This window comes from Enhygromyxa salina, assembly GCF_002994635.1.
Lineage (GTDB): Bacteria > Myxococcota_A > Polyangia > Nannocystales > Nannocystaceae > Plesiocystis > Plesiocystis salina_B.
On the sequence record NZ_PVNL01000063.1, the window covers coordinates 1 to 24,607 of the forward strand.

A 24,607-nucleotide genomic window follows, 5' to 3' on the forward strand; every position below is an offset into this window, starting at 1 on the left:
CCCCCGCGCGAGCCGGACCCGATCGGCCCCCCGAGCGAGCCCGATCCGATTCGGTTTCCCCGCGATCCGTCACCGACGCCCACCCCCACCGAGGTGCCCCAAATTTAACGGATAGATCTAGCGGATGAAGCGCTGCCACATGCCGTAGCCCTCGGAGACTGGGCCGCGGGGCCGCGACAGCAACACGATCGCGCTGCCGGCCGCGGTCGCCAACGCGCTGGCGATCGCGTCGGCGCCGAGTACCCACGGCGCGACCGCCACCGCCCCTCGGGGGTGTCTGGGCCCATCTTCATGTTTGTCTGATTGATCTGGATCCGGCGTCGGCCGGGTGACCCCGCGTCTCGACATGGCGTCGCTGACCATGCTCAACAACATAGCAGCATTGCAGCGAGCGTGCCGGACTCGTTGGTCTGAGGTGACGCGGGTCCGCGGCTCGCCGGGCGTGGCGCGGGCGTGTCGGAATCGCACGTGTGTGGTTCAGATCGATACGATCCCGATCGAGCTGCCCCGCGCCAGGCCCCAGATTGTGAACTGACATCATGGGTTCGACATTTGCATTGGCGGGTGGCGTGGCCCAGCTGTTCCCCGCCTCGGTCAACTTTCGCGTGCGCGCGAGCTTGTGGACCCTGGCGATCGGCGCGGTGGTGCTCTCGATCGTTGCGGTGGCGTCGTCGCGCTCGGACTGGTCGACGGGTCAGGGCCGGGCCACGGCGCAACCAGTGCAGTTTAGCCATGCGCACCACGTCGGCGGGGTTGGGATCGATTGTCGCTATTGCCACCGCTCGGTCGACACCGAGGCGTTCGCGGGCATGCCGTCAACCCAGACCTGCATGCACTGTCACTCGCAGCTGTGGACGGAGGCCGCCATGCTCGCGCCCGTCCGTCAGAGCTGGGCCAACGGACGGCCGCTGCGCTGGCGCAGAGTCCATGACCTACCCGACTTCGCCTACTTTGATCACGGCGCTCACGTCCAGGCCGAGGTCGCGTGCTCGACCTGCCACGGGGAGGTCGAGCGCATGGCCCTGACGGTCCAGGCCGCGCCGCTGACGATGCGCTGGTGCGTCGATTGCCACGCCGACCTGCCCGCGCGCTACGGGCTGCCGGCCCAGCTCAGCTGCAGCACCTGTCACCGCTGAATCGCTCGTGATGAATCGAGACCTGCACTGCTCCCGCCGCGATTTTTTGGCCCTGGCCGGCGCCTCGCTCGCTAGCTTGTTGGCCGGCTGCGGCGAGCGGCAGCCGCCCGAGCACATCGTCCCCTACGTGCACACGCCCGCGCAGATGGTCCCGGGCCGGCCGCTCTCCTACGCGACCTGCATGGAGCTGGCCGGCTACGCCTACGGCATCTTGGTCGAGAGCCATGAGGGTCGACCCACCAAGATCGAGGGCAACCCCATGCACCCGTCGAGCCTCGGGGCGACGGACGCGTTCGGTCAGGCGCTGATCCGCAGCCTGGTCGATGACGATCGCCTGCGCGCGCCCCGTGCCCACGGGCAACTGAGCACGTGGGCCGCCGTCGACGCTTCGTTGGCGGGATTGGCCGCCGCCGGGCCGCTTGCGATCCTCACCCCGCGGGTCACCTCGAGCACCTTGGCGCGGCTGATCGAGACCCTGCGCGAGCGAGCGCCAGGCAGCCGCTGGTACGCGTGGGAGCCGATCGCCGACACCCACAGCCTGGCCGGTACCCGGGCCCTGCTCGGCCGCGCCCTGCATCCGCTGCCCCGGCTCGACCGCGCCCAGGTCGTCGTCAGCCTCGACGATGAGCTGTTCACGGAGCGGCCCGGTCGCCTGGCCCACGCGCGGGCCTTCGCCGAGCGTCGCCGCCCGGAGCTCACTACCCACGAGGCCCTGCGGCTGTACGCGGTCGAGAGCTTCCCGGGGCTGACCGGGGCCGCGGCGGATCACTGCCTGAGCGTCCGTCACAGCGCCGTCGAGCCGCTCGCGCTGGCGTTGCTCGTCGCGGTTCAGGGCGGTCGCCAAGCTGGCGAGACCCTGACGGCGATCGAGCGAGGCTGGGTGAGCCTCGCGGCCGACGATCTGCGCCGAGCTGGATCAGCCGCGCTGGTCCTGCCGGGTCAACGGCAGGGACCGCAGATCCACGCTGTGGCTCACGCACTGAACCATCTGCTCGGCGCCGTGGGGCGGACGATCGAGTACCTCGAGCCGCTGACGCGCGGGCCGACGCCCGGGTTCGAGTCGCTGGCGGAGCTCGCCGCCGAGCTGCGCGCTGGCAGGGTTCAGACCCTGGTGGTGCTCGACGGCGTCAACCCGGCCTACGATGCGCCGGCCGAGCTCGAGCTCGAGCGCCTGATCGGCGCGGCCCCGCGGGTCATCTATCACGGCCTCCACGACAGCGAGACCGCCCGGCTCGCGGACTGGGTGGTCCCCGCGACGCACCCGCTCGAGACTTGGTTTGACAGCGTCGCGCACGATGGAACGCCCAGCCTGGGTCAGCCGCTGATCCGGCCGCTGTTTGGGGCTCGCAGCAGCTCCGAGCTGATCAGCTCGTTGCTCGGACGCCCGACCCCGGCGCGCGACCTGGTCCGCGCGACCTGGCGCGGGCGCGTGCCCGAGCAGGCCGCGTGGCTGCGGGCTGTCCACGATGGATCGATCGTCGACGCCAAGCCCGAGCCGGTTGCGACCCAGCTGGTCGCGTCGGCGCTGGCCGAGCTGTCGGTGCGCGCGCGAGCGGGGTCCAGGCCGGTCGAAGCCGAGCCGCTCGAGCTCGCGCTGTTCCCCGATCCCAGCGTGTGGGACGGCCGGTTCGCGTCCAACCCGTGGCTGCAGGAATTGCCCAAGCCGATCTCCGCGTTGACGTGGGGCAACGCGGCGTTCCTGAGCCCGGACACCGCGGCGCGGCTCGGGGTCGTCGACGAGCAAATGGTGCGGCTGACGATCGACGGACGCAGCGTCGACGCGCCAGCGCTGCTGCTCCCGGGTCACCCCGAGCGGCAGGTCAGCGTCCACCTTGGCTATGGTCGCCGGGCCGCTGGGCAGCTCGGCACCGGGCTCGGCGTCAACGCCTATGCGCTGCGCTGCGCGGCGACACCGTGGTCGGCCGTCGACGTTCAGCTCGAGCCCCTGTCCGGGCGACGTCCACTGGCGATCGTGCAGCACCACCACCGCATGCACGGGCGGCCGCTGGTCCGCGAGGTTTTCCGCGGCCGCTACCGCGAGCTCGGGGCGCAGGCGTTTGCGGCCGCGGATCCCGAGCCCGCATCCCTGCATCCCGATCGACCGCTGCGCTCGCCGGCCTGGGCGATGGCGATCGATCTCGCCGCCTGCATTGGCTGTGGCGCGTGCGTGGTCGCCTGCCAGGCCGAGAACAACATCCCCTTCGTCGGCCCCGAGCAGGTCCGCAAAGGTCGCGAGCTGCACTGGATTCGAATCGACAGCTATATGATCGACCGCGACGATCAGCCAAGCGCCCGCGCGTTCGTCCCGGTGCCCTGCATGCACTGCGAGCACGCGCCCTGCGAGGTCGTGTGCCCGACCGGGGCGACCGTGCACAGCGACTCGGGCCTCAACGACATGGTCTACAATCGCTGCGTCGGGACCCGCTACTGCGCCAGCAATTGCCCGTACCAGGTCCGGCGGTTCAACTTCTTTGGCTACGCCGGGCTCGAGCCCGAGCTCGTCACGCTCACCCGCAACCCCGAGGTCAGCGTGCGCGGCCTGGGGGTGATGGAGAAGTGCACGTACTGCGTGCAGCGGATCCACGCGGGTCGGCGCGCCAGTCGACGCGAACATCGTCAGCCGCGCGACGGCGACGTGCGCACGGCCTGCCAGCAGGTCTGCCCGACCCGCGCGATCAGGTTTGGCGACCTCGCCGATCCGACCAGCGCGATCGCCAAGACCAGGGCCGAGCCGCGCAGCTACGCGCTGCTCGCCGAGCTCGGCACCCGCCCGCGGACCACCTACCTCGGCCGACTCCGCAACCCTCACCCCAAGGCAGACACCTGAGTGGACGCGAGCCAGAGCATGAGCACGATCACCGCCGCGATCACCGGCTGGGTCCGTGATCCGCAGCGCAAGCTCGCGTGGCGGGTGGCCATGGGCATCGCCTCGCTCGGCGTGCTGGTGCTGTTTGTGGCGATCGGGTGGCTGTTCGTGGCCGGCGTCGGTGTATGGGGCGTCGGCTCTCCGGTCAGCTGGGGCATCGCGATCTCGAGCTTCGTGTGGTGGATCGGCATCGGCCACGCGGGCACGTTGATCTCGGCGATCTTGCTGCTGTGTCGCCAGCGCTGGCGCAACCCGATCAACCGGTTCGCCGAAGCCATGACTCTGGTTGCGATCGTGTGCGCGGCCATGTACCCGCTGCTTCACCTCGGCCGGCCCGAGTACTTCTACTGGCTGATCCCCTACCCCTCGACCTACGCCTACTGGCCGCAATTTCGCAGCCCGCTGGTCTGGGACATGTTTGCGATCGGGACCTACGGCGTGGTCTCGCTCGCGTTTTGGTACCTGGGCTTGATCCCCGATCTCGCGACCATGCGCGACCGCGCCACGGGCCGACGCGCGCGCGTGTGGGCCTTGCTCGCGCTCGGGTGGCGCGGCTCGGCGACCCAGTGGTTCCACCATCGTCAGGCCTACAACCTACTCGCGGGCCTGGCCACGGCGCTGGTCGTCAGCGTGCACTCGGTCGTCAGCTTCGACTTCGCCGTCACGCTGCTGCCCGGCTGGCACAGCACCGTGTTCCCGGTCTACTTCGTGGCCGGGGCGCTGTACTCGGGCATGACCATGCTCTTGATCCTGCTGATCCCGCTGCGGGCTTGGTTTGGGCTGCACGACTTCGTTCGCCCACGCCACATCGAGCTGTGCGCCAGGCTGGTCCTGGTCGCCGGGTTGTTCACGGCCTACGGGTACTTCGCGGAGCAGCTGTTCGGCTGGTACGCCGGCGATCTCAGCAGCGTGGCGCTGGTCCGCTCGCACTCGTTCGGCCACTCGGCGCCGCTGTACTGGACCGTGATCGCGCTGAACGTCGGGCTGCTTCAGCTGCTGTGGGTTGCCCGGGTGCGCCGCAACACCTGGGCACTGTTCTCTATCGCGGTGGGGATCAACGTGGGCATGTGGCTCGAGCGCTACCTGATCGTGATCGACTCGCTCGAGCGCGGGTTCTTGCCGTCGGGGTGGGGCGAGTACACCGCGACGATCTGGGACTGGGCCACGCTGCTCGGCAGCTTTGGACTGTTCGCCGCCTTCATGCTGCTGTTCATCCGCTTCGTGCCGATGATCTCGATGACCGAGATGCGCGAGCTGTTGGTCGAGGACGACGGCGATGCCGGTTGAGCCCACGGGGGCGGCGCTGGTCGCCGAGTTTGATGCCGCGGCGGCCCTGATCGCGGCCACGCGGCGGCTCGTGGACGCGGGCTACGTGCACGTCGAAGCCTACGCGCCGGTCTACCTCGAGGGCCTGATCACCGCGCTGCCCGAGCCGCCCACGCGACGGCGAATCCCCGCGCTGGCGTTGCTCGGCGGGCTGCTCGGCGGCGGCCTGATGTTCGGGTTTCAGGGGTGGGCGTCGGCGGTCGACTGGGAGCTCAATGTCGGCGGGCGCCCTGAATTCTCGTGGCCCGCGTTCATCATCCCCAGCTTCGAGTGCGTGATCTTGGCGGCCTCGCTGACAGTGTTTCTCGCCGCGCTCGCGCTTGGGGATATGCCCCGACCGCACCACCCGATCTTCGCGCTGCCGGGGTTCGAGCGGGCCAGCGACGATCGCTTCTTTCTGTCCGTTGGCGTCGAGGACCCGCGCTTCGATCCGGTCCGGACCCGCGAGCTGCTCGAGGATCTCGAGCCCCTGGTGATCCATGAGCTACACGTCTGAGGCCTGGGCAATCGCAGCTGCCGCGCTGCTGTTGAGCTGCGCGCAGGACGAGCTGGTCGACCAGCCCCGCTACGAGCCGCTCGAGGCCAGCGCGTGGTTCGATGACGGCAGCTCGGCCCGCCCGCCGATCCCCGGCACGATCCCCCACGGCCACCTGCCAGCCGGGTTCGAGCCGCCCGAGCGGGTCACCGCGGCCGCGCTCGAGCGAGGGCGCCGCGATTACGCGATTCTCTGTACGCCGTGCCACGGCCAGCTGGGCGACGGCGACGGCATGGCCGTGCGCCGCGGGTTTCCCCGACCGGCGCCGTTCACCGATCCGCGACTGCGGGCGGCCTCACTCGACGAGCTGATCGAGGGCATCGGCCACGGCGAGGCGAGCACGCTCGCGTTCGATGCGTACCTCGATCCGCTGGCGCGCTGGCGCGTCGCTCAGTGGATCCGCGTGCTGCAGCTCAGCCAGCACGTGCCGGTCGAGCGGCTCGGGCCCGAGCAGCGCCGCGAGCTCGAGGCCCTCGATGACAGCTCGGGAGGTGCACGGTGAGCGCCGCGCTGGTCCGGGCGTGGTTGATCGGCTGGCAGCTGGGCCTGGGCCTGAGCCTGGGCTGCCTGGTGGTCTTGATGCTTCACCAGCTCGTCGACGGCCGCTGGAACCGGCCGATCCTGCCGCTGCTCGAGGGCGGGGCTCGCAGCTTGCCAGTGTGGGCCCTGGGCCTGATCCCGATCGCGCTTGGGACCGAGGCCGTGTACCCGTGGACCGGCGTCGAATTCCAAGACGCCACCTACCTGCACACTCGCGGGTTCGTGGTCCGGTCGGTCGTCACGCTCTCGATCTGGTCGGGCCTCGCGCTGGCCCTGACCCGCGCGCCCCGGCGTCGGCGTCAGGGCCTGTCGGCGGTCGGGCTGATCGCGGTGTTCATCAGCGGGACCGTGAGCACGATCGACTGGCTGAGCTCGCTCGATCCAGGCTTCAGCTCGAGCATGTTCGGGCTGTACGTGCTGATCACTCGGGTCGTCGCGGCGCTGTGCATCGTCGTGGTGCTCGCGGTCCGGCGCGGCGAGCTCGAGCCCGAGCTCGCCCACGACCTCGGCACCCTGCTGCTGAGCGCCACGCTGCTGTGGGCCTACATCTCGTTCTCGCAATTTTTGTTGGTGTGGTCGGCCGACCTCCCCGGCCAGGCCGCCTGGTACCTCGCGCGCAACCATGGCCCGTGGCTGGCGTTGATATGCGTGGTTGCGGGCGTCTCACTGTTGATCGCCATCCCTGCTTTGCTGATGCGCGCGGTCAAGCGCCACCCCGCGCGCCTCGCCAGCGTCGCCGCGCTGCTGTTGGTCGCCCACCTGCTCGAGCTGTACTGGCTCGTGCTGCCAGCGGCTCCACTCGCCGACGCCGCGCTACCGGTGTTTGGCTGGCTCGACGCCGTGATCCCCGCGGCCGTCGCTGCAGCCTGGGTGGCGCTGACCCGCGCGCTGTCGCGGTGGCCAACCCACAACCAGGAGCACAGCCGCCATGTCTGAGTCGCCGCGCTACGAGCGGTCCGATCTATCTCGCCGGGGCTTGCTCGCGGGCATCGCGAGCTGGCTCGGGTGCCTGCTGTTCGCCGCGGGTGTGTCGCTGACGCTGCTGCGGATCTGGTGGCCGACTCCGCGTTCGGACGGACGCTCGTCCGTGCCCGAACAAGCTGATCTGGCCGCCACGCGGGCCGCCGTCGAGGCCGAGTGGCACGCGCGGGCGACCAGCTACGCGTGGGTCGACCGCGAGGCCGGCATCGCCCGAATCCCCGTAGCCGAGGCCGCCGAGCGGATCCGGGCCGGGGCCGGGGCCGACCTCGCCGAGGCGAATCCATGACGCCACCCACCCCCACCGCCGCGCGCTTCGAGCTGCTGTTTTGGTCGCTCACCGCGATCTGCAGCTTCGTCACGCTGGTCGTCCTGATTGCGATGGTCGGCCTCGTGCTTCGTTTTCACCACGCGCGCGATCGCGGCGACGCCGAGCCCATTCGCCACCACAATCGCTACGAGGTCGCCTGGACCGTGGTGACCTTCGCCGTGTTCGCCGGCATGTTCGTGTTTGGGGCCCTCGCGTTTCGCGAGCTCGACGCCGACACGCGCGAGACCGAGTCCCCGCTCGAGGTCAGCGTCACCGCCAAGCGCTGGATGTGGAAGTTCGACCACGCTGACGGCCCCCGGGAGATCGACGCCCTGCATGTGCCCGCGGGTCGCCCGATCCGCCTGAGCATGATCAGCGAAGACGTGATCCACAGCTTCTTCGTGCCCAAGTTTCGTCTCAAGCACGACGTGCTGCCCGGCCGCGCGAGCACGCTGGTGTTTCGGGTCGACACGCCCGGCAACTATCAGCTGCTGTGCGCCGAGTACTGCGGGCTCGACCACTCGCGCATGCGCGGTCGGGTGGTGGTCATGACCCCGGACGACTACACCGCGTGGCGGTCGCGCCGGTCCAGCCAGCCCGAGGGAGACACGCCATGACCGCCACCGATCCGCCCCCGACCCTGCGCACCGCGAGCGTCGTCAAGGCGTGGCTCACGACCACCGACCACAAGCGCATCGCCCTGCTCTACCTGGTCACGATCCTCGGGTTCTTCGTGCTCGCCTCCCTCGCGATCGCCGTGGTCCGCGTCGAGCTGCTGACCCCCGAGGGCGACGTCGTCAGCGCCGAGACCTACAACCGCCTGTTCACCCTCCACGGCATCGTGATGGTGTGGTTCTTCTTGATCCCCGCGATCCCCACCGTGCTCGGCAACTACCTGCTGCCGCTGATGCTCGGCGCGCGCGAGCTGGCGTTCCCGCGCCTGAACCTGGCCAGCTGGTACGTGTTCGTGGCCGGCGGTCTGGTCGCGCTCACGGCCATGATCCGCGGCGGGCTCGACACGGGCTGGACCTTCTACGCCCCCTACTCGACCCGCTTCTCCGAGGGCCACGTGGTCCTGACGGTGATCGGCATCTTCCTGGCCGGAGTCTCGTCGATCTTCACTGGCTTGAATTTCATCGTCACCACCCACCAGCTGCGCGCCCCGGGGCTGAGCTGGTTTCGGCTGCCGCTGTTCGTGTGGGCCAACTACGCGACCTCGGTGATCTTCGTGCTCGCGACCCCGGTGCTCGGCATGACCTTGCTGCTCGTGGCGATCGAGCGGCTGCTCAGCATCGGCATCTTCGACCCCGATCGCGGCGGTGACCCGCTGTTGTTCCAGCACTTTTTTTGGTTCTACTCGCACCCAGCCGTGTACATCATGATCCTCCCGGGCATGGGGGTGGTCAGCGAGGTCATCACCTGCTTCTCGCGCCGCGTGATCTTTGGCTACCGCTACGTCGCCTACTCGTCGCTGGCGATCGCCGTGGTCGGGTTCTTCGTGTGGGGCCACCACATGTTCGTGAGCGGCCAGTCGGCGCTCGGCAGCTTGCTGTTCAGCGTGCTGAGCTTCATGGTCGCGGTGCCCTCTGCGATCAAGGTGTTTAGCTGGCTGGCCACCCTCTACCGCGGGCGCATTCACCTGTACACGCCGATGCTCTACGCGCTCGGGGTCGTCGCGCTGTTCACGATCGGCGGGCTGACCGGGCTGTTCCTCGCGACCTTGGCCGTCGACGTTCACCTGCATGACACCTACTTTGTCATCGCTCACTTTCACTACATCATGGTCGGCGGCATGGTGATGGCCTTCCTCGGGGGCCTGCACTTTTGGTGGCCGAAGATCACCGGTCGCATGTATAGCGAGCGCTCGGGCAAGGTCGCCGCAATTGCGATCTTCGTCGGCTTCAACCTGACCTTCTTTCCGCAATTCATGCTCGGCGTAGACGGCATGCCCCGGCGCTACCACAGCTACCCGGACTCGTATACCGCGCTCAATGTCGTGTCGTCGTGCGGAGCCGTGTTGTTGGCCGTGGGCTACCTGCTGCCCCTGGTCTACCTGCTCGCCTCGCTCCGCCGGCCCCGCGACGCTGGCGACAACCCCTGGGCCGCGACCGGGCTCGAGTGGCGGACCAGCTCACCGCCGCCTCCCGACAATTTCGAGGTCCAGCCAACGGTCGAGTCTCCAGCCTACGACTACGCCTCGATGCCCGTCCGGATCCCCGACTGGATCCCCGAGCAAGCCGCGAGGGACCCCGCGTGAGCGCCCACGCCAAGCCTGGCGATCGCGTGCGCGAGCCGTTCGCCGATCCCGGCCATCAGCGAGACAGCGCCGTGCTCGGGATCTGGACCTTCCTCGCCCAGGAGCTGGTGTTCTTCGCGGCGCTGTTCAGCTACTACGCCTCGCAGCGGCTGCGCACGCCCGAGGCCTTCGCCGCCGGCTCGCGCGAGTGCGACTGGCGGCTCGGCGTGGCCATGACCGCGCTCCTGCTGACCAGCGGCGCCACGGTCGTGATCGCCTCGCGATCCGCCGCGCTCCAGCGGCGCGCGTCGCTGGTCGCGGCGCTGGGTCTCACCCTCGCTCAGGGGCTCGGGTTCTTGGTGATCAAGGCCGTCGAGTACCGCGAGCACCTCGGCCACGGCCAGACCCCGTGGGTGGCTGACCCCGTGGGCTCATTTTGGTCGGTCTACTACGTGCTCACGGCCTTTCACGCGCTCCACGTCCTGGCCGGGCTCGCGGTCTTCGCCGCGTTGATCGTGGCCGCGCTTCGCAGGCGGGTGCGCAGCAACACCGTGCTCGGCTGCGCGCTGTACTGGCACTTCGTCGATGTCGTGTGGATCTTCTTGTTTCCGCTGCTCTATCTGATCGACCCCCAGCCATGAGCGAGCCCGCCACCACCCACCCCAGCGTCAGGGTCACGCTCGCGACCCTGGGCGCCCTGCTGGCCCTGACCGTTCTGACCACGGCGCTCGCGTTCGCGCCGCTCGGCGCCGCGTGGCACCTGATCGCCGCGCTCGGCCTCGCGGCCCTGAAGGCCAGCTTGGTCGCCGCGATCTACATGCACCTCGCCCGCGAGCCGCGCCTGGTTCACGCGGTGGCGCTGGCTGGGCTCGGGTGGCTGCTGTTGCTGCTCACGGGCGTGCTCGCCGAGCTTGCAGCCCGCTAATCACAGCGGCCGTGGCGACCGCGGCGGGAGACCTGGTGCTCGGCCTCGTTGACGCGGAGCGTGCGGCCATCACACACCTTGCCGTTGAGCTCGACGATCGCGTTGGCTGCCTCGGCGAGCGACGCCATCGTCACGAACGCATACCCACGCGGTCGGCCTGTTTCGCGATCTTTGACGATACAGACCTCGACGACCTCACCGATGCCGTCGAAGTGCTGGCGGATCGTGTCCTCTGTGATGTCACAGGACAGATTGCCTACGTAGAGTCGCTTACTCATGACCGCGAAAATTCAGTATGGACGAAGCCTCCAAGGTCAGACCAGGCCCTGCGGGCGAACTGTCTCCGCATTGCTTGCGTCGAGCGGCACTCGGGGACGAGAGCCACGCGCGGAACACAGACGGGGTCAACGGGCGCAAGCGCTCCGACCCCACAGATCTCGGCTCGCTCAGCGTCGGCGCGCCGCGCCAGCGGCAGCTGGCGGCGCGTCCTGTGCCCATCATGGCGCTCACGCCGGTCTCCTCGGGCGACTGCGCGCGCCGTGCGTTCGCTGCTTCCCGCAGTGGACCAGTCCACCACCGGCGCCCGCAAGCGGGCGAGAAGCCTCGCCCGAGCTGATAACAGCCTCGCCCGAGCTGATAACAGCCTCGCCCGAGCTGATAACAGCCTCGCCCGAGCTGATGACAGCCTGGGCGTGGTACTGCTGGCATCGAGCGCCGCGCACGGGCGTCGCCGACGATCCTCGCGCATTCTCTGTCCGGCTCGAGCCGCCCCCTCCCACAATGAAACTCGAACTCGCCCCAGGAGATCGCTATGAGGACTTCGAGATCCTCGCCGAGCTCGGGACCGGGACCTTCGCCAAGGTCTACGAGGTCCGGGCACCGGGTCACCCGAAGCCGGTCGCGCTCAAGCTGTCTCGCGTGCCCGTCGAGGCCGAGGCCACCGCCCTGCGGGCGCTCCGTGAGATCCGGATCCTCGAGTCACTGAGCAACCCGCACGTGGTCCGGATCCTCGATCATGGGCTCGGCGCCGACGAGCGCTGGTACATGATCATGGAATTGCTCGAGGGCGCGGATCTCCTCGCGGTCCATCACTTCCACGATCCCATGGACACGGTCCGAGCCTGCAAGCTCGCCTACGAGGCGTGCGTGGGGCTCGACGAGGCCCACCAGCAGGGCATCGTCCACCGCGACATCAAGCCGGAGAACCTGTGGGTGCTGCCCGACGGCACCTGCAAGGTCATCGACTTTGGGCTGGCGCGCGCGTGGGACCCCGGCTCGACGATCGGCATCACGGCGACCATGGGGCACATGCTGATCGGGACCCCGCACTACAGTCAGCCCGAGCAGGTCGCCGGCACCGAGCTGGTCCCCGCCAGCGACGTCTACAGCGTCGGCATCGTGCTCTACGAGCTGCTCTCGGCTCGGATGCCGCTGTTCGCCAAGGAGCCGTGCAACGCGGTCCGCGAGCGGCTGCTCGACGAGCCGCTCGAGTGGCTCTCGGCCCACGTCAAGCGCGACCTGGTCCCGCTCGATCGCTACCGCGACTGTCGCAAGCGCCTGCCCAAGCGGCTGATCCAGCTGGTCCACTGGACCTTGCAAAAGCAGCCCGAGCAGCGCCCGGCCACCGGTGGCGTGGTCGCCCGCCAGCTCGCGTCGATCCTGCACCGCGAGTTCGAGACCCCGGTCGCGGCGGTCCTGCACATCGACGACGCCCGCGGGACCAAGGACCTCGCGTTCGTCATCCCGGGCAAGCAGACGATCGGCACCAGCGACAAGTGCTTGATCCAGACCGCCAGCGACGGGAGCAAGCGCGTGCAGGCGGTCCTGCACTGGGGCGGTCGCGGGACCGAGGCCGTGCTCGCGCCGGTCGAGCCCGATCCCGAGCATGCCCAGCCACGCCAGGATCAGACCGGCATGAGCGTCGACGGTGTCGAGGTCACGCAGCCGCTGCGACTGCCGGCCGGCAGCACGATCCGGGCCGGGCACCTGCGCATGACGATCGAGTATCCACGCTGAGCCGCCCCGAACACCAGCGGCTGCGATCGCTCGTGCGCACGCGTACGTGACGGCTGAACCAACGGGGCGGCACAGGAGCAAGCGATCGTTTTTCGTTGGGTGGCGGGCGCAGTGTTTCCAGGAGCGCAACGCGAACGACCTGCGCAACATCGAGCGACTCGTCTGCGCCCGCTGAGTTGACCCAGGATCATCTAGTTAGACGGCTCGCTTTGCACGATGAGCTGCATTGCGAAAATCACGAGAACGGGATAGTTGGTTTGAGTCCCGGATGGCGCACGACTCCCGACCCCCGTGTCGCGGAGCACTCGCTCGAAGGTAGACATGTTGGCGCTGCTGCTTCGCCCCCCTCAACTCGTCAGCGGCTCCATCGAATGGCGACGGGTGTGAGCCCCGATCATCACGATGTCATCATCGATCAAACAAGCCAACGCGATCATCGAGATCCCGGCGCAGCCGTCCCCGACCAGTCCAACGCTGGGGCCGCCCCTGAGCCCGCCGCCGCAGCCACGCACGTGGTCGCGGGCGGTGCAGCGTCGCCGTCCAAAGGCGCCGCTGCTGCCCCGCAAGCCGCCTCGCTAGGCTTGGGGTAAGGCCTCGGGGCTAGCCAGGGCTAGCGACCGAACACGACCGACTCGCGGCGGAACATCCACGCGGTCAGCCACACGCACGCGCCAGCGACCGCGAGCGCGCTGAGCATCGGCAGCAGGTAGTCGAGGGCGGTGGCGGCCCCACCTCCTAGCAGCTGCTCGACGACGATCTGCTGGCCGACGCCCGGGATCAGCAGCGCACCGACCGAGCGCTCGAGCCCGGTCATCATGCCGATCACCGCGGGCACCATCGGCACGAACACCAGCAGCGAGATGTAGGTCTGCGCCTCTTTGAACGAGCGCGCGAAGCTGGCGACCAGGACCTGCAGCGCCGCGGCCATCAGCGCCATGGGGGCCGCCGCGAGCAGCACCCCGAACAGGGCGGGCACGCGCAGATCCAGGCTCAGCCCGAGATCGCGCACGGGCGTGTACTCGAGCACGAACACGCAGGCGATCAGCGTGAGGATCACGCACCCGAGCGCGAACACCACCGCCGCCAGCCACTTGCCCACCACGATCGCCGAGCGCGGGACCGGGTTGAGCAGCAGCGGCTCGAGTGAGCCGCGCTCGCGCTCGCCCGCGGTGGCGTCGACGGCGAGCTGCATCCCGCCGATGAACGTTGCCATGAGCACGAACATCGGCACGAACGCGAACACGCTGGCAGCGAGCTCCTGATCGCTCGCGACCTCGACCTCGGCGACGATCACCGGGTGCATGATCTCGGGGTCGATGCCGCGCGCGAGCAGCCGCTGACCGGCGAGCTCCTTGCCGTAGTAACCGAGCAGCTTTTGCACGTGGGAGATCGCGGCGCGGCTGTCGTTGCGCGAGCCGTCGACGATCAGCTCGAGCTGCGCGGGTGTGCCCTGCGCGAGGCTGGCCTCGAAGCCCTCGGGGACGCTGAGCACGAACGGCACCTCGCCCTCGCGCACGGCCTCGCGCGGCTGCTCGGGGGCGTCGACCACGGTCACGCCGTGACCCGCGAGCCACTCGACCAGCTCGGGAGCCCGGTCTTGGTGGACGATCGGGACCGGGACGTCCGCGGCGTCGCGCTGCTTGTCGGCCATGAACCCGAACAGCAGCCCCGAGAGCAGCGGGCCGAGCAGCGGGTACAACAGGGCCGAGAACAGCGCCCGACGATCGCGGACGCCGTCGAGCAGCTCCTTGCGCAGCACGATCCGGATCGCCGTCAGCCAGCTGCGCATCGGACTCACGCCTGCCCCCCATCCGCTCGGTGGTCCGCTCGGTGGTCGTCGATGCCCGTGAGCTCGACGAAGGCGTCCTCGAGATCCCCGTGGCCGCTGAGCGCTCGCAGCTCGTCGGGGGTTCCGCGGGCGACCACGCGGCCGCCAGCGACCAGCACGATCACGTCGCACAGGGCCGATACCTCTTGCATCACGTGACTGGAGAACAGCACACACTTGCCCTCGTCCCGCAGCTCGCGGATCAGCTTGCGCACGGCCCGGGTGCTCATCACGTCGAGGCCGTTGGTTGGCTCGTCGAGGATCACGTTGTTGGGACCGTGGACCAGCGCCCGCGCGAGCGAGACTTTCATGCGCTCGCCCTGCGAGAACCCGGCCGCGCGGCGATCGGCGATGCCGCCCATGTCGAGCCGCTCGATCAGCGCCGCGATCTGCTGCTCGAGCGCGGCGCCGCGCAGGCCCTGGAGCTCGCCGAAGTAGCGCACGTGCTCGCGGGCCGACAGGCGTGGGTACAGGCCGTGGGCGTCCGGCAACACCCCGACCTTGGCCTGGGCTCCGAGCGGGTCGGCGACGACGTCGACCTCGTCGATCTGCACGGTCCCGGCGTCCGGCCGCATCAGCCCGTACAGCAGCCGCAAGGTCGTTGTCTTTCCGGCGCCGTTGGGCCCGAGCAGACCGGTGACCTGGCCGTCCTCGGCGCGCAGCGAGACCTCGTGGACCGCCACGATGTCCCCAAAGCGCTTGCGCAATTGCTGGGCGACGATCATGGCAATTTTACTCCCGCAGGGGCTGACCTTGGGCGAGCACGCCGTCGGCACGATCCGGATGAGTGGGATGTTCTGGCTGATCGAGTTGATCGAGTTGATCGAGTTGATCAGGGTCGACCGCCGCGGACTCGCTCGCGCGCCACGGCCCGTTCGGCCCCAAGAACGGCCGCGGCCGGGCCAGCTCGGTCAGGCACCCGGCGTCGACCGCCGCCGGATCCGGCGTGGCGAAGAAGCTTGCGATCAGCGCGGGCGCGCAGCCGTTGTGCCACACGCCATGACTGATCGACGCGACCTCGACGTGCCGCGCGTTGCCGAGCTGGCCAGCGAGCTGCTCGGCCAACGAGGGCGGTGTCACCGGATCGAAGCGGCCCGACAACAGCAAGGTCGGGACCGAGGACTCGACGGCCTGGCGGAATTCGGCGTCGACCGTGGCGTGGGGCCAGCGCGCGCACGCCTGCTCGAGCTGCGCGAGCGCGTGATCGCTGAAGTGCTCGAGCCCGGCCGTGACCTCGCGCCGGGAGGCCTCGTTCACGCTCGCCAGCTGCTCGGCGCAGCTGACCGACAGGTACAGGCCCATGCTCACCGACTTCGACATCTTGGCCATGCGCAGCCCCACGGCCGCGAGCGGGCCGTAGTCGCCGACGTGGGCCCGCTCGATCAACAGGGGCACCAGCGCGGTCATGGTCCCGCTGTACAGCGCGCCCCCCAGGACCTGCGTGAACCCAGCGCGGGTGATGTCCACGCGCAGCTGCTCGCCCGTGCGCGGGTGCTGGACTCGCTCGAGCACCCGGTTTTGCTCGAGATCAGTCAGGACCATCTCCAGCTTGCGCTCGAGGCCTGGGTACGCGCTCGCGCACTCGGGTTGCTCACGGCACTCGGCGAACACCAGCTTCAGCGCCCGCTCGGTGTTGGCGGGCATGCCCAGCAGCACGCGCTCGCTGACCGGGACCGCACCGTCGAGCACCGCGCTGCGGACCTGCTCGGGGTAGCGACGCATGTAGTCCTGCGCGACCACGGTTCCGTAGGAGATCGCCAGCAAGTTGATGGGCCCATAGCCGAGCGCCGCCCGAACCTCATCGAGATCGTCGACCATGCGCGTGGTCGTGTACTGGGTGAGGTCGACCTGATCCTCGGCGTAGCTGGCCAGGCACGCGTCGAGCCGAGAGATCTCGAACACCCCACCGAGCAGCTCCTCGAGGTCGTCGGGGCGCTCGACGTCACACGCCAGCGGGCCCGACTCACCGGTGCCGCGGACGTCGACGAACACCATGTCGCGATCGCGACGAACGGGCGCGAGCGGGTGCAAGACCATGCCCGCGAGCGCCGCCGCGCCCTGGCCCGGCCCCCCCGCGAGCAGGAACACGGGATCGCTGGCCGGGGTCCGCGAGGTCGCGGGCGCGACCAGGATCGACAGCGCGATCGTGCGTCCGTTGGGCGCGTCGCGGTTCTCTTCCACGTGCAGGACCCCGCACTTGGCCTCGATCGCCGCGCCGCCACAGTCTGTCAGCTCGATGCTTGGCGCGGACCGCTGCGCGTCACCCGGCTCCGGTCCACAGCCGCTCGAGATCGACAGCGCGAACAGCCCCTGCGTCACGGCGCGCCGAGTTCGTGCGGGCAAGCGCATGGACAGGCGACGGTACCACGCCGCGAGCGTCAGGCTGACAGCTCGACTGCGGGGCGACGCCATCATCAGGTTGACCCGCCCCGGTCGGGCTTGGTTTCTCGCTGGCGAGCCTGGGAAAATGGTACGCAGACGCTGCGCATGCCCGACCCGAGCTACCTCGCGGCTCTCGAATTCCTGGCCTCCGTGCTACCAGAACTCGCGGCCTCCGAGGCCGAGCAGGCCGTCCGTCCGCCGTTGCCGCTCGAGCGCGCCGAGGCGCTGGTCCCTCCGCTCGGGCCAGAGGCTCGCCCGCTCGCGGAGGTGCTCGAGTCACTGCGTGCGCTGGCCCTGCACACCCCGCTGACCACCACGCCGCGGTTCTTCAACCAGCTGTTTGGCGGGCGGGATCCGGCGGCGACGGCCGCCGACATGATCACCGCGCACCTCAACGTGTCGATGTACACCTACAAGGCCGCGGGTCCGCTGATCCTGGTCGAGAACGAGCTGATCGAGCACATGCTCGAACTCGCGGGGTTCACGGGCGGCGAGGCCACGTTCACGAACGGGGGCTCGCTGTCCAACCTGTTGGCCGTCTCGATCGCGCGCAACGAGGTCCGCGCGCGCCTCGATGAGCGCCCGGATCGGCACGACGTCGCTGGCCCCATCGAATACGCGCTGTACACCTCGGCCGAAGCTCACTACTCGATGCCGAAGGCTGCCAAGATCCTGGGGCTCGGGCGCGCGGCCGTGCGCGTGATCGCGATCGACGATCAGGGTCGGATGATCCCCGAGGCGCTCGGCGTGGCCCTGCGCGCCGATCTCGACGCCGGGATCCACCCCGCGCTGATCAACGCGACGCTCGGCACCACCGTGATGGGCGCGTTCGATCCGCTCGAGCCGATCGCGGACATCGCCGAAGCTCACGGGGTCTGGCTCCACGCCGACGGGGCCCTGGGCGGATCGCTGTTGCTCTCGCGCGGGCGTCGGGCCCAGCTGTTCGCCGGGTTGGATCGCTGCGACTCGCTGACATGGGACGCACACAAGCTCATGGGTGTCCCGCTGACCTGCTCGACCTTGCTGCTGCGCGCGCGAGGGTTGCTCGACCGCCACCTCGGCGAGGACGCCCACTACCTGTTCCAGACCGACGAGGACCAGCTCAACCCGGGGCTGCGCTCGATCCAGTGCGGGCGACGCAACGACCCGCTCAAGCTCTGGGCCGCGTGGCAGCACCACGGAGACGACGGCTACGACGCCCGGTTTGCCCAGCTGTTCGACGTGCGCGATCACGTGGTCGCGCGGATCGACGCGCACCCGCAGTTGCGCATGAGCCACGCGCCGCAGAGCCTCAACGTGTGCTTCGAGATGGACGGGGTGTCGAGCGAGCAGCTGTGCCTCGAGCTCAACCGGCGTGGCCTCGCCGTGGTCGGCTACGGCCGGGTCAACGGGCGCGACACCGTCCGCCTGGTGATCATGAACCCCGCGCAGACGCGCGCGGTGCTCGACCGATTTCTCGACGATCTCGTCGCGGTCGGGGCCGAGCTGCGCGTCGCCGATAGCCACTCCTGACCAGCGCGACGGTGGCCATTGGGCCGTCGTGTGAGGTTCGCTACGTAAAAGTCAGATTGCCTGTGTGGCCTGAATGGTCATGAACGCGCGCGGAGCATCCCGGCGCCGCGTTTCGCCCGCGGGTCCAAGAAGCTGCTGGCGCACGTTTTGCGGGCAGTGAGAGGCTCGCACGAGTGTCGCAGGCTAGACAGTTTGGTCCGTTGACTGGTGCTTCAAATATTGGTCCTTAGTACACCGAGTGGTCTTTCAGACGCACCAAAATGCCCCACAGCAGGTCGGGTATGGCCAGGAATTTTTAGTGTGGCTGTAGACGCGACACATACTTGTGATATCTAGCGGGCGCCTTGAAACCGGGTATCTCCACGTTTTCGGCAGATTCGCGGACTTAGGCTGCGCAAAAAGCACGCCGTTCCGAGCCGGGTATTACAGCGGGGACAAAACTGTCCCAAAATGCACCCCTCGGACATCTGCTGCTCGGTCCAGTCCAGCTCGGCCCGAAACAGGGGTCTACAGCCCCCTAAACTTGGATCTTCAGAACCTAGGCCCGCGCGATGAACGCAGAACAAACAATCGCTATCCTCGACGTCGACGGGACCCTGTTCCCGGGCGCGCTGGGTGTCGAGCTGCTGCGCGAGCTCATGCGAGCCAGGGCCTGCGATCAGCCGTCGGGCGAGCGCGTGCTCGAGATCCTCGCCGGGCATCGCAGCGGGACGATCGAGTTCTCGAGCATGGCCTCGCGCGCCTACCAGGCGTTCGCAGAAGCGATCGCCGGGCACGAGTGCGAGGTGATCGAGGCCCACGCCCGCGCGGTGTGGGCGACCCAGCGCGAGCGCCTGTTCGAGTTTGTCCCGGCGTTGATCTCGGGTCTGCGCGCGCGCGGCTACACGATCATGCTGATCTCCGGCAGCCCGATCGAGATGGTCCGGCTGGTCGCCGACGAGCTCCAGATCTCGGATGCCTACGGCGCGGTGTTTACCCGCCAGCTGGGCCGCTACACCGGCACGATCGATCTGTCGTCGGGCGTGCCAGGCGAGAAGGCTCGGATCTTCGCGGCCGCGACCGAGGGTCGGCCCGTGAGCGCGCAGCGGTGCTTTGCGATCGGCGACTCGGTCACCGACGCCGCGCTGTTCGAGCGCGTCGGGTTCCCGCTGGCCTTCGAGCCCGCGCCCGAGCTCTCGATCATCGCCCACGCGCGCGGCTGGACCACCGCCACCCAGGCCAACGTGCTCGCGCAGACGCGAGCGCTGCTCGACTCCCCCGCTAGCTGCCCTCCCCCCAACTTGCGAGATTGACCATGCTGACTTCTTCTTTGGTGTCCGTCCGAGCCGTGCCCCCTCGCCCCAGGCTCGATCGAGGTGTACTCGACGCGCGCGACGTGCTCGCGCAGCGCGTGCTCGACAGCATCAACGCCGAGGGGGCGATCATTGGTGAATGCAAGAGCCGCGCGCTCGAGTCAGCGCTGGCGCTGTGCCTGCTGCAGCGCCTGGACATGCACCCGGCCGCGCGCGAGCGGATCGTTGGCTACCTGCAAGGGCTGTGGTTTCAGGACGACCTCGACCCGTTTCACCACGCGCTGACCGCCAGCGTGCTCGGCTGGGACGCCCGCATCACCCCGACCGAGGCGATCGACAACTACCTCGAGGGCTTCGAGCACTTCAGCTCGGATCGCAAGCGGATCCTGTTCACGGTCGTGCTCGGGGCCGTCAGCGGGCTCGACCTCGACCTCGCGCTGACCGAGCGAGACTTCGCCGCCAAGCCCCCGCACCAGCGCTGGGTGACGGTGTTGATGCGCGCGCTCAAGGTCCTGTACTTTGTCGGCCGCGGTCAGCCCGAGCACGTCAGCGACGAAGACGTGAACACGCTGCTGTCGACGCTCGAGTTCGACGCCAGCGGGACCTGGGAGCAATACCTGCTCGGCCACCTGCTCACGCTGCTGGCCCTCAATGAGATCCCGGCCCACGCCGCGATCGTCAGGCGCTGCGCCAACCAGCTGCTCGGCCACCAGCGCGACGACGGCGGGTTCTCGTTCATCACGCGCATGGAGATCTTCGCGACCGCCACCGCCGGGCTCGGCCTCGTCGGTGCCGGGCACGACGGCGCCGCGCTGTATCCTGCGGGCGACTTCTTGCTGCGCCATCAGCAGCCTGACGGCGGCTGGGGCTACGCCCAGGGCGTCCGCCAGACCGACGTCGACGACACCGCCTACTGCGTCGAATTCCTGCGCGCGCTCGATCCCCACCGCTATGCGCCCGCGCTCGCCAGGGCCGAGCAATACATGCTCAGCCTGCAAAACCCCGACGGCGGGTTCCCGACCTTCACGCGCGGTGCCAGCTCCGAGGTCGCCATGACGGCGGCGGTCCTCAACGCGCTCGCGCCCAGCAAGGATCGCTACCCAACGGTGTTCCGCCGGGGCATCGAGTACATCATCGCCAGCCAAAACAGTGATGGCACGTTCGAGCGCAGCTGGAGCTGTGCCCACAGCAACGCGATCTTCCGTTCGCTGCTGGCGATGCAGGCTCTCCGCGACGGCATGTCCGAGACTGATCGCACAGCCGCCGAACGCCGAGCGATGTCGTATCTGCGCCTCTCCCAGAATGAAAATGGTGGTTGGGGACACGTAATCGGCGATGAGAGTGATCCCATCAGCAGTGCATACGCGCTCATCACGCTAAGTCATTTTGACGCCGAATTCACGATTGGACGGGGTGTCGACTACCTCGTTGATCAGCAACAGTGTAATGGTGGATACCTCTCTAGGCCTGATGGTTCGGGACCAAGGCCAATTGCCTACGATGTTCCCGTGCTCGCGGATCACTTCGCGCTCATTGCGCTAGATCACATCGTCTCGACCCACCCCCGCGCGATGTAGACGAACTTCGGCGGGAACGGCCAAGACTCGCCCCGCCGGGGTGCTTTTCTGGCACACTCGGGTCGAACGGACAACGCATGGGCGAGTGCGTCTTCAAGTGGATCAAAGACGGGGACCTGATGGTCGCCGTGAACACGGCAGGCAACATCAGTGATGAGGTCTGGGAGGGCTTCGTCGCTGAGCTCGGCGCCGACGATTTCAAGTATTACATCGGCTGCAGCCTCGGCATTCTCGAGGTCTCGGCCGCGCAGCGCAAACAGGCGGCGGTCGCCCTGCGCAGCAACAAAGTGGCGGTTGCGATCATCACCGACGACGTGCTCGTGCGGGGTGTGGTCACCGCGGTCTCGTGGCTCGGTGCCAACGTCAAGTCGTTCGCGTGGAAGGACTTTGATCGGGCGCTCGAGCGCCACGGCATCGAAGATCGCAAAGCGAAGACGATGCCGGAGATCGAGCGCCTGTGCACCGAAGCGATCGCCGAGGCCGAGGCCCGCAAGCGCAGGCGGCGAGAGCTGCTTCAGCGCTGACCGCCGCGGACTCGTCGCAGCAGCTTGCTCGGTAGCGCCCACAGCAGCGCGGCGCCGGGGTACGCGAGCGCGCGCAAGATCGCGACATAGGCGAAGAACCCGAGCGGGACGACCAGCGCGAGCCCGGCCACCCGCAGCGGCCACGCGAACCCGACCACGCCAATGCCCAGCTCGACGCCGTACCAGGCGGCCGCGACCACGCCACCGAGCACCGCGTTGGCCAGCAGCAGCGCCCCGAGCTGACGCAGGTTCACGCCCGGCAGGGCCCCGACCACCCGACGAAAGCCCAGGCGCAGCACGGCGATGTTGACCAGGGCGCCGATCGTGGTGCCCAGGGCCAGACCTGGGGCCCCGAATTCCCGCCAGGTCGCCGCGTTGAACCCGATCGTGACAGCGACCGCCGAGAACGAGGCGAGCAGCGGGATCCGGGGGCGATCGAGCCCGTAGAAGACCGGCGCGAGCACCTTGACCAGGCCGTAGGGCAGCAGCCCGAGCCCGTAGGCGCTGAGCACCATCGCCGTGGCCGTCGCCTCGGCGTCGCTGAACGAGGCGTAGAGCACCCGCACGACCGGCTCGGCCAGCAACACCAGGCCGACGGTGCTCGCCGTCATCAGCATCCACACCGCGCTCACGCCCTCGCCCGCGCTGGCCGCGAACGCCCGCATGTCCTGCTTGGCCGCGTCTTCACTCACGCGCGTGGTCGTGACCGTGGCCAGGGCGACCGAGAACACCCCGATCGGCAGATAGAAAATGCGAAACGCGTAGCTCAATTGCGCGATCGGGCCGTCGCCCAGTCCAGCGGCGAATCGTGTGTTGACGATCACGTTGATGTTCATCGCCGCCAGCCCGAGCACGGCGGGGGCCATCAGCCGGACGATCCGTCGCACGCCGGGATGCGAGAGCAGCCCCCGCAGGCGCGGGATCGGCCGGTAGCCCAGGCGCCACAGCACGGGCAGCTGCACCGCCGCCTGGACCACGCCCGCGCCCAACGTCGCCGCGCTCCACACCACGATCCCGGTCGCGTCGTGGGGATCGATCACCAGCAGCCCCGCGCCCGCCAAGATGCTCGCCACGTTGAACATCGCGGGCGCCCAGGCCGGGGCCATGAAGTGCTTTTGCGCGTTGAGCATGCCCATCCACACCGCGCTCACGCTGATGATCGTCAGCAGCGGCATCATCAGGCGGGTCAGCAGCGCGGCCAGGCGCAGCTTCTCTGCGGCCGCGGCCGGGCTCAGCTTGCTGCCCTCGAAGTCGTCCGCGATCAGCCCGACGACCTCCTCGGCGAACACCACCCCGAGCACCGACAGGCTGCCTGTCACCAACAGCACGCCAGCCAACACCAGGTTGCCCAGCCGATAAGCAGCCTCTTTGTCGGGGGCACCGTCCTCGGCCTTGCCGACCAGCGCGGCGAGAAAGGTCGGCACGAACGCGCTCGACAGCGCCCCCTCGGCGAACAGATCACGCAGCAGGTTGGGGATCCGAAACGCGACCTGAAACGCGTCGGCGATCGCCCCAACCCCAAACAAGTGAGCGAACAAGACCTCGCGCACGAGCCCCAGCACGCGCGAGGCGGCCACGGCGATCGACAGCTTGCCGGAGGTGCGGAGGGTTTCGGGCACAGGCGGTGGTGGGGAGTCTGACGACGTCCGAGCTCAGCGCGAAAAATCCCGCGGAATTGGTGCGGTGGCCAGCTCTGGGCGCCGCGCCGGGTCCAGCTGGGACCAGCGACCACCGAGCTCGCGCGGCCACAGCACCTCGATCAGCGTCAGCCCGCGGGCGGGCGCGGTCGGCCCGGCGCGGGCCCGGTCACCCTCGCGGAGCAGCTCGTCGAGCCGGGCCAGGTCGAGCTGCCCGCGGCCAACGGCGCATAGGGTCCCGACCAGGATCCGCACCATGTTCTTCAAGAAGGCGTCGCCGCAGACATCGATCTCGACCACCGCGGGCTCATCCGGCGCTTCGATCCGGCCGGTGTCCCACGCGAGCGGATCGATCTGCGCCAGCGTGTGAACCCCGATCTCGATCGAGCGCAGCCGCCGAACGGTGGTCTTGGCCTGGCAGTCGCGCGCGCGAAACCCCGCGAAGTCGTGCTCGCCGATCAGCCGCTGCGCGCCCGCGCGCATGGGCTCGAGTGCCAGCGGCCGCGGCAGGTGCCACTCGTAGCGCTCGGTCAGCGGATCTCGCAGCGAGGTCACGCGGATCCGGTAGCGGTAGCGCTTGCCGAGGTTGTGAAACCGAGGGTTGAGCGGTACCGCGTCGGGGCTGTCCGCCGCCCAGGCCGCGAGCGCGACCATGTCCCGGGGCAGCTGCGCGGCCAGTCCCAGCAGCAGCCCGCGAGGTGGGATCTCGAACGGCGGATCGAACGCGACGAGCTGCCCACGCGCGTGCACGCCCGCGTCGGTCCGGCTCGCGCCGCGGGTCAGCAGCTCCTGCTTGTACAGCCGCGACAGCGCCCGCTCGAGCTCACCTTGAACCGTCCGCACCGCGCCGCCTGGCCCGGTCTGGCGGGCGAATCCATGAAACCCGGTGCCGTCATAGGCGAGGCGCAAGAGCACGGCCATGCGCGGGACTCTACCGCGCCCGCCGGGCCGCGCTGGGGGCCGGGCCGACAAAACCGTCGCGGCCCT

General features: G+C 69.1%; 23 protein-coding genes. 16 read left to right on the top strand and 7 right to left on the bottom strand.

Features of this window, described 5'->3' with window-relative positions; translation table 11 throughout:
• Nucleotides 1-117: 117 nt before the first annotated feature.
• The gene (locus tag ENSA7_RS43745) at nt 118-261 is read right to left on the bottom strand and encodes a hypothetical protein (protein WP_181233815.1); all 144 of its coding nucleotides are present in this window, start codon (nt 259-261) and stop codon (nt 118-120) included.
• Between the two features lie 278 nt (nt 262-539).
• On the opposite strand from ENSA7_RS43745, the gene ENSA7_RS16925 reads away from it, so the two are divergent.
• Genes ENSA7_RS16925 through ENSA7_RS16975 form a run of 11 tightly spaced genes read left to right on the top strand, consistent with a single transcriptional unit; the run spans nt 540 to nt 10,852 of the window.
• A complete protein-coding gene (locus ENSA7_RS16925; RefSeq protein ID WP_106090334.1) occupies nt 540-1,136 on the top strand; it encodes a cytochrome c3 family protein in 597 nt (198 codons plus the stop codon).
• Between the two features lie 10 nt (nt 1,137-1,146).
• Complete coding sequence (locus ENSA7_RS16930) at nt 1,147-3,963, top strand: 4Fe-4S dicluster domain-containing protein (protein ID WP_106090335.1); 2,817 nt, start codon at nt 1,147-1,149, stop codon at nt 3,961-3,963.
• A gap of 18 nt (nt 3,964-3,981) precedes the next feature.
• Complete coding sequence (nrfD, locus tag ENSA7_RS16935) at nt 3,982-5,289, top strand: NrfD/PsrC family molybdoenzyme membrane anchor subunit (protein WP_146157783.1); 1,308 nt, start codon at nt 3,982-3,984, stop codon at nt 5,287-5,289.
• Complete coding sequence (locus tag ENSA7_RS16940; protein ID WP_106090337.1) at nt 5,279-5,824, top strand: DUF3341 domain-containing protein; 546 nt, start codon at nt 5,279-5,281, stop codon at nt 5,822-5,824. The genes nrfD and ENSA7_RS16940 overlap by 11 nt, the downstream gene beginning before the upstream one ends.
• Nucleotides 5,808-6,365, top strand: a complete 558-nt coding sequence (locus ENSA7_RS16945) for a c-type cytochrome (protein WP_106090338.1) — start codon at nt 5,808-5,810, stop codon at nt 6,363-6,365. Before ENSA7_RS16940 ends, ENSA7_RS16945 begins: the two co-directional genes overlap by 17 nt.
• Nucleotides 6,362-7,339, top strand: a complete 978-nt coding sequence (locus ENSA7_RS16950) for a hypothetical protein (RefSeq protein ID WP_106090339.1) — start codon at nt 6,362-6,364, stop codon at nt 7,337-7,339. The genes ENSA7_RS16945 and ENSA7_RS16950 overlap by 4 nt, the downstream gene beginning before the upstream one ends.
• Nucleotides 7,332-7,670: a hypothetical protein gene (locus ENSA7_RS16955; RefSeq protein ID WP_146157784.1), complete on the top strand. Its 339-nt coding sequence runs from the start codon at nt 7,332-7,334 to the stop codon at nt 7,668-7,670. The genes ENSA7_RS16950 and ENSA7_RS16955 overlap by 8 nt, the downstream gene beginning before the upstream one ends.
• Complete coding sequence (gene coxB / locus ENSA7_RS16960; RefSeq protein WP_106090341.1) at nt 7,667-8,308, top strand: cytochrome c oxidase subunit II; 642 nt, start codon at nt 7,667-7,669, stop codon at nt 8,306-8,308. Before ENSA7_RS16955 ends, coxB begins: the two co-directional genes overlap by 4 nt.
• Entirely contained in the window at nt 8,305-9,948 is a 1,644-nt protein-coding gene (gene ctaD / locus ENSA7_RS16965) for a cytochrome c oxidase subunit I (protein WP_106090342.1), read from the top strand. The genes coxB and ctaD overlap by 4 nt, the downstream gene beginning before the upstream one ends.
• Entirely contained in the window at nt 9,945-10,568 is a 624-nt protein-coding gene (locus tag ENSA7_RS16970) for a cytochrome c oxidase subunit 3 (protein ID WP_181233816.1), read from the top strand. The genes ctaD and ENSA7_RS16970 overlap by 4 nt, the downstream gene beginning before the upstream one ends.
• Entirely contained in the window at nt 10,565-10,852 is a 288-nt protein-coding gene (locus ENSA7_RS16975; RefSeq protein ID WP_106090344.1) for a cytochrome C oxidase subunit IV family protein, read from the top strand. The genes ENSA7_RS16970 and ENSA7_RS16975 overlap by 4 nt, the downstream gene beginning before the upstream one ends.
• Here ENSA7_RS16975 and ENSA7_RS16980 read toward each other — a convergent pair.
• On the bottom strand, nt 10,849-11,130 hold the full coding sequence (locus ENSA7_RS16980) for an RNA recognition motif domain-containing protein (RefSeq protein WP_106090345.1): 282 nt from the start codon (nt 11,128-11,130) through the stop codon (nt 10,849-10,851). The two genes, ENSA7_RS16975 and ENSA7_RS16980, sit on opposite strands and share 4 nt — an antisense overlap.
• 502 nt (nt 11,131-11,632) lie before the next feature.
• Between ENSA7_RS16980 and ENSA7_RS16985 the strand changes: the two genes are divergently transcribed.
• Nucleotides 11,633-12,868 carry a serine/threonine protein kinase gene (locus ENSA7_RS16985; protein WP_106090346.1) on the top strand — a complete coding sequence of 412 codons (1,236 nt, stop codon included), beginning with the start codon at nt 11,633-11,635 and terminating at the stop codon, nt 12,866-12,868.
• Nucleotides 12,869-13,478: 610 nt separating this feature from the next.
• On the opposite strand, the gene ENSA7_RS16995 is transcribed toward ENSA7_RS16985, so the two are convergent.
• The 3 genes from ENSA7_RS16995 to ENSA7_RS17005 are packed head-to-tail and all read right to left on the bottom strand — an operon-like array spanning nt 13,479 to nt 17,045.
• The gene (locus tag ENSA7_RS16995; protein WP_106090348.1) at nt 13,479-14,657 is read right to left on the bottom strand and encodes an ABC transporter permease; all 1,179 of its coding nucleotides are present in this window, start codon (nt 14,655-14,657) and stop codon (nt 13,479-13,481) included.
• 5 nt (nt 14,658-14,662) lie between these two features.
• Nucleotides 14,663-15,421 carry an ABC transporter ATP-binding protein gene (locus ENSA7_RS17000; protein ID WP_106090349.1) on the bottom strand — a complete coding sequence of 253 codons (759 nt, stop codon included), beginning with the start codon at nt 15,419-15,421 and terminating at the stop codon, nt 14,663-14,665.
• A gap of 7 nt (nt 15,422-15,428) precedes the next feature.
• The gene (locus tag ENSA7_RS17005) at nt 15,429-17,045 is read right to left on the bottom strand and encodes an alpha/beta hydrolase (protein ID WP_181233817.1); all 1,617 of its coding nucleotides are present in this window, start codon (nt 17,043-17,045) and stop codon (nt 15,429-15,431) included.
• Nucleotides 17,046-17,183: 138 nt separating this feature from the next.
• On the opposite strand from ENSA7_RS17005, the gene ENSA7_RS17010 reads away from it, so the two are divergent.
• The 4 genes from ENSA7_RS17010 (at nt 17,184) to ENSA7_RS17025 (ending at nt 21,983) form a co-directional block, all read left to right on the top strand.
• A complete protein-coding gene (locus tag ENSA7_RS17010) occupies nt 17,184-18,590 on the top strand; it encodes a pyridoxal phosphate-dependent decarboxylase family protein (RefSeq protein WP_106090351.1) in 1,407 nt (468 codons plus the stop codon).
• 551 nt (nt 18,591-19,141) lie between these two features.
• On the top strand, nt 19,142-19,882 hold the full coding sequence (locus ENSA7_RS17015) for an HAD family hydrolase (RefSeq protein ID WP_106090352.1): 741 nt from the start codon (nt 19,142-19,144) through the stop codon (nt 19,880-19,882).
• Between the two features lie 35 nt (nt 19,883-19,917).
• Complete coding sequence (locus ENSA7_RS17020; protein ID WP_181233818.1) at nt 19,918-21,459, top strand: prenyltransferase/squalene oxidase repeat-containing protein; 1,542 nt, start codon at nt 19,918-19,920, stop codon at nt 21,457-21,459.
• Nucleotides 21,460-21,536: 77 nt separating this feature from the next.
• Nucleotides 21,537-21,983 carry a hypothetical protein gene (locus tag ENSA7_RS17025; protein ID WP_106090354.1) on the top strand — a complete coding sequence of 149 codons (447 nt, stop codon included), beginning with the start codon at nt 21,537-21,539 and terminating at the stop codon, nt 21,981-21,983.
• On the opposite strand, the gene murJ is transcribed toward ENSA7_RS17025, so the two are convergent.
• Together murJ and ENSA7_RS17035 are read right to left on the bottom strand one after the other, a co-directional pair.
• The gene (gene murJ / locus ENSA7_RS17030; RefSeq protein WP_106090355.1) at nt 21,974-23,602 is read right to left on the bottom strand and encodes a murein biosynthesis integral membrane protein MurJ; all 1,629 of its coding nucleotides are present in this window, start codon (nt 23,600-23,602) and stop codon (nt 21,974-21,976) included. The genes ENSA7_RS17025 and murJ overlap by 10 nt on opposite strands.
• 33 nt (nt 23,603-23,635) lie before the next feature.
• A complete protein-coding gene (locus ENSA7_RS17035; protein WP_106090381.1) occupies nt 23,636-24,541 on the bottom strand; it encodes a tRNA pseudouridine synthase A in 906 nt (301 codons plus the stop codon).
• Nucleotides 24,542-24,607 lie beyond the last annotated feature (66 nt).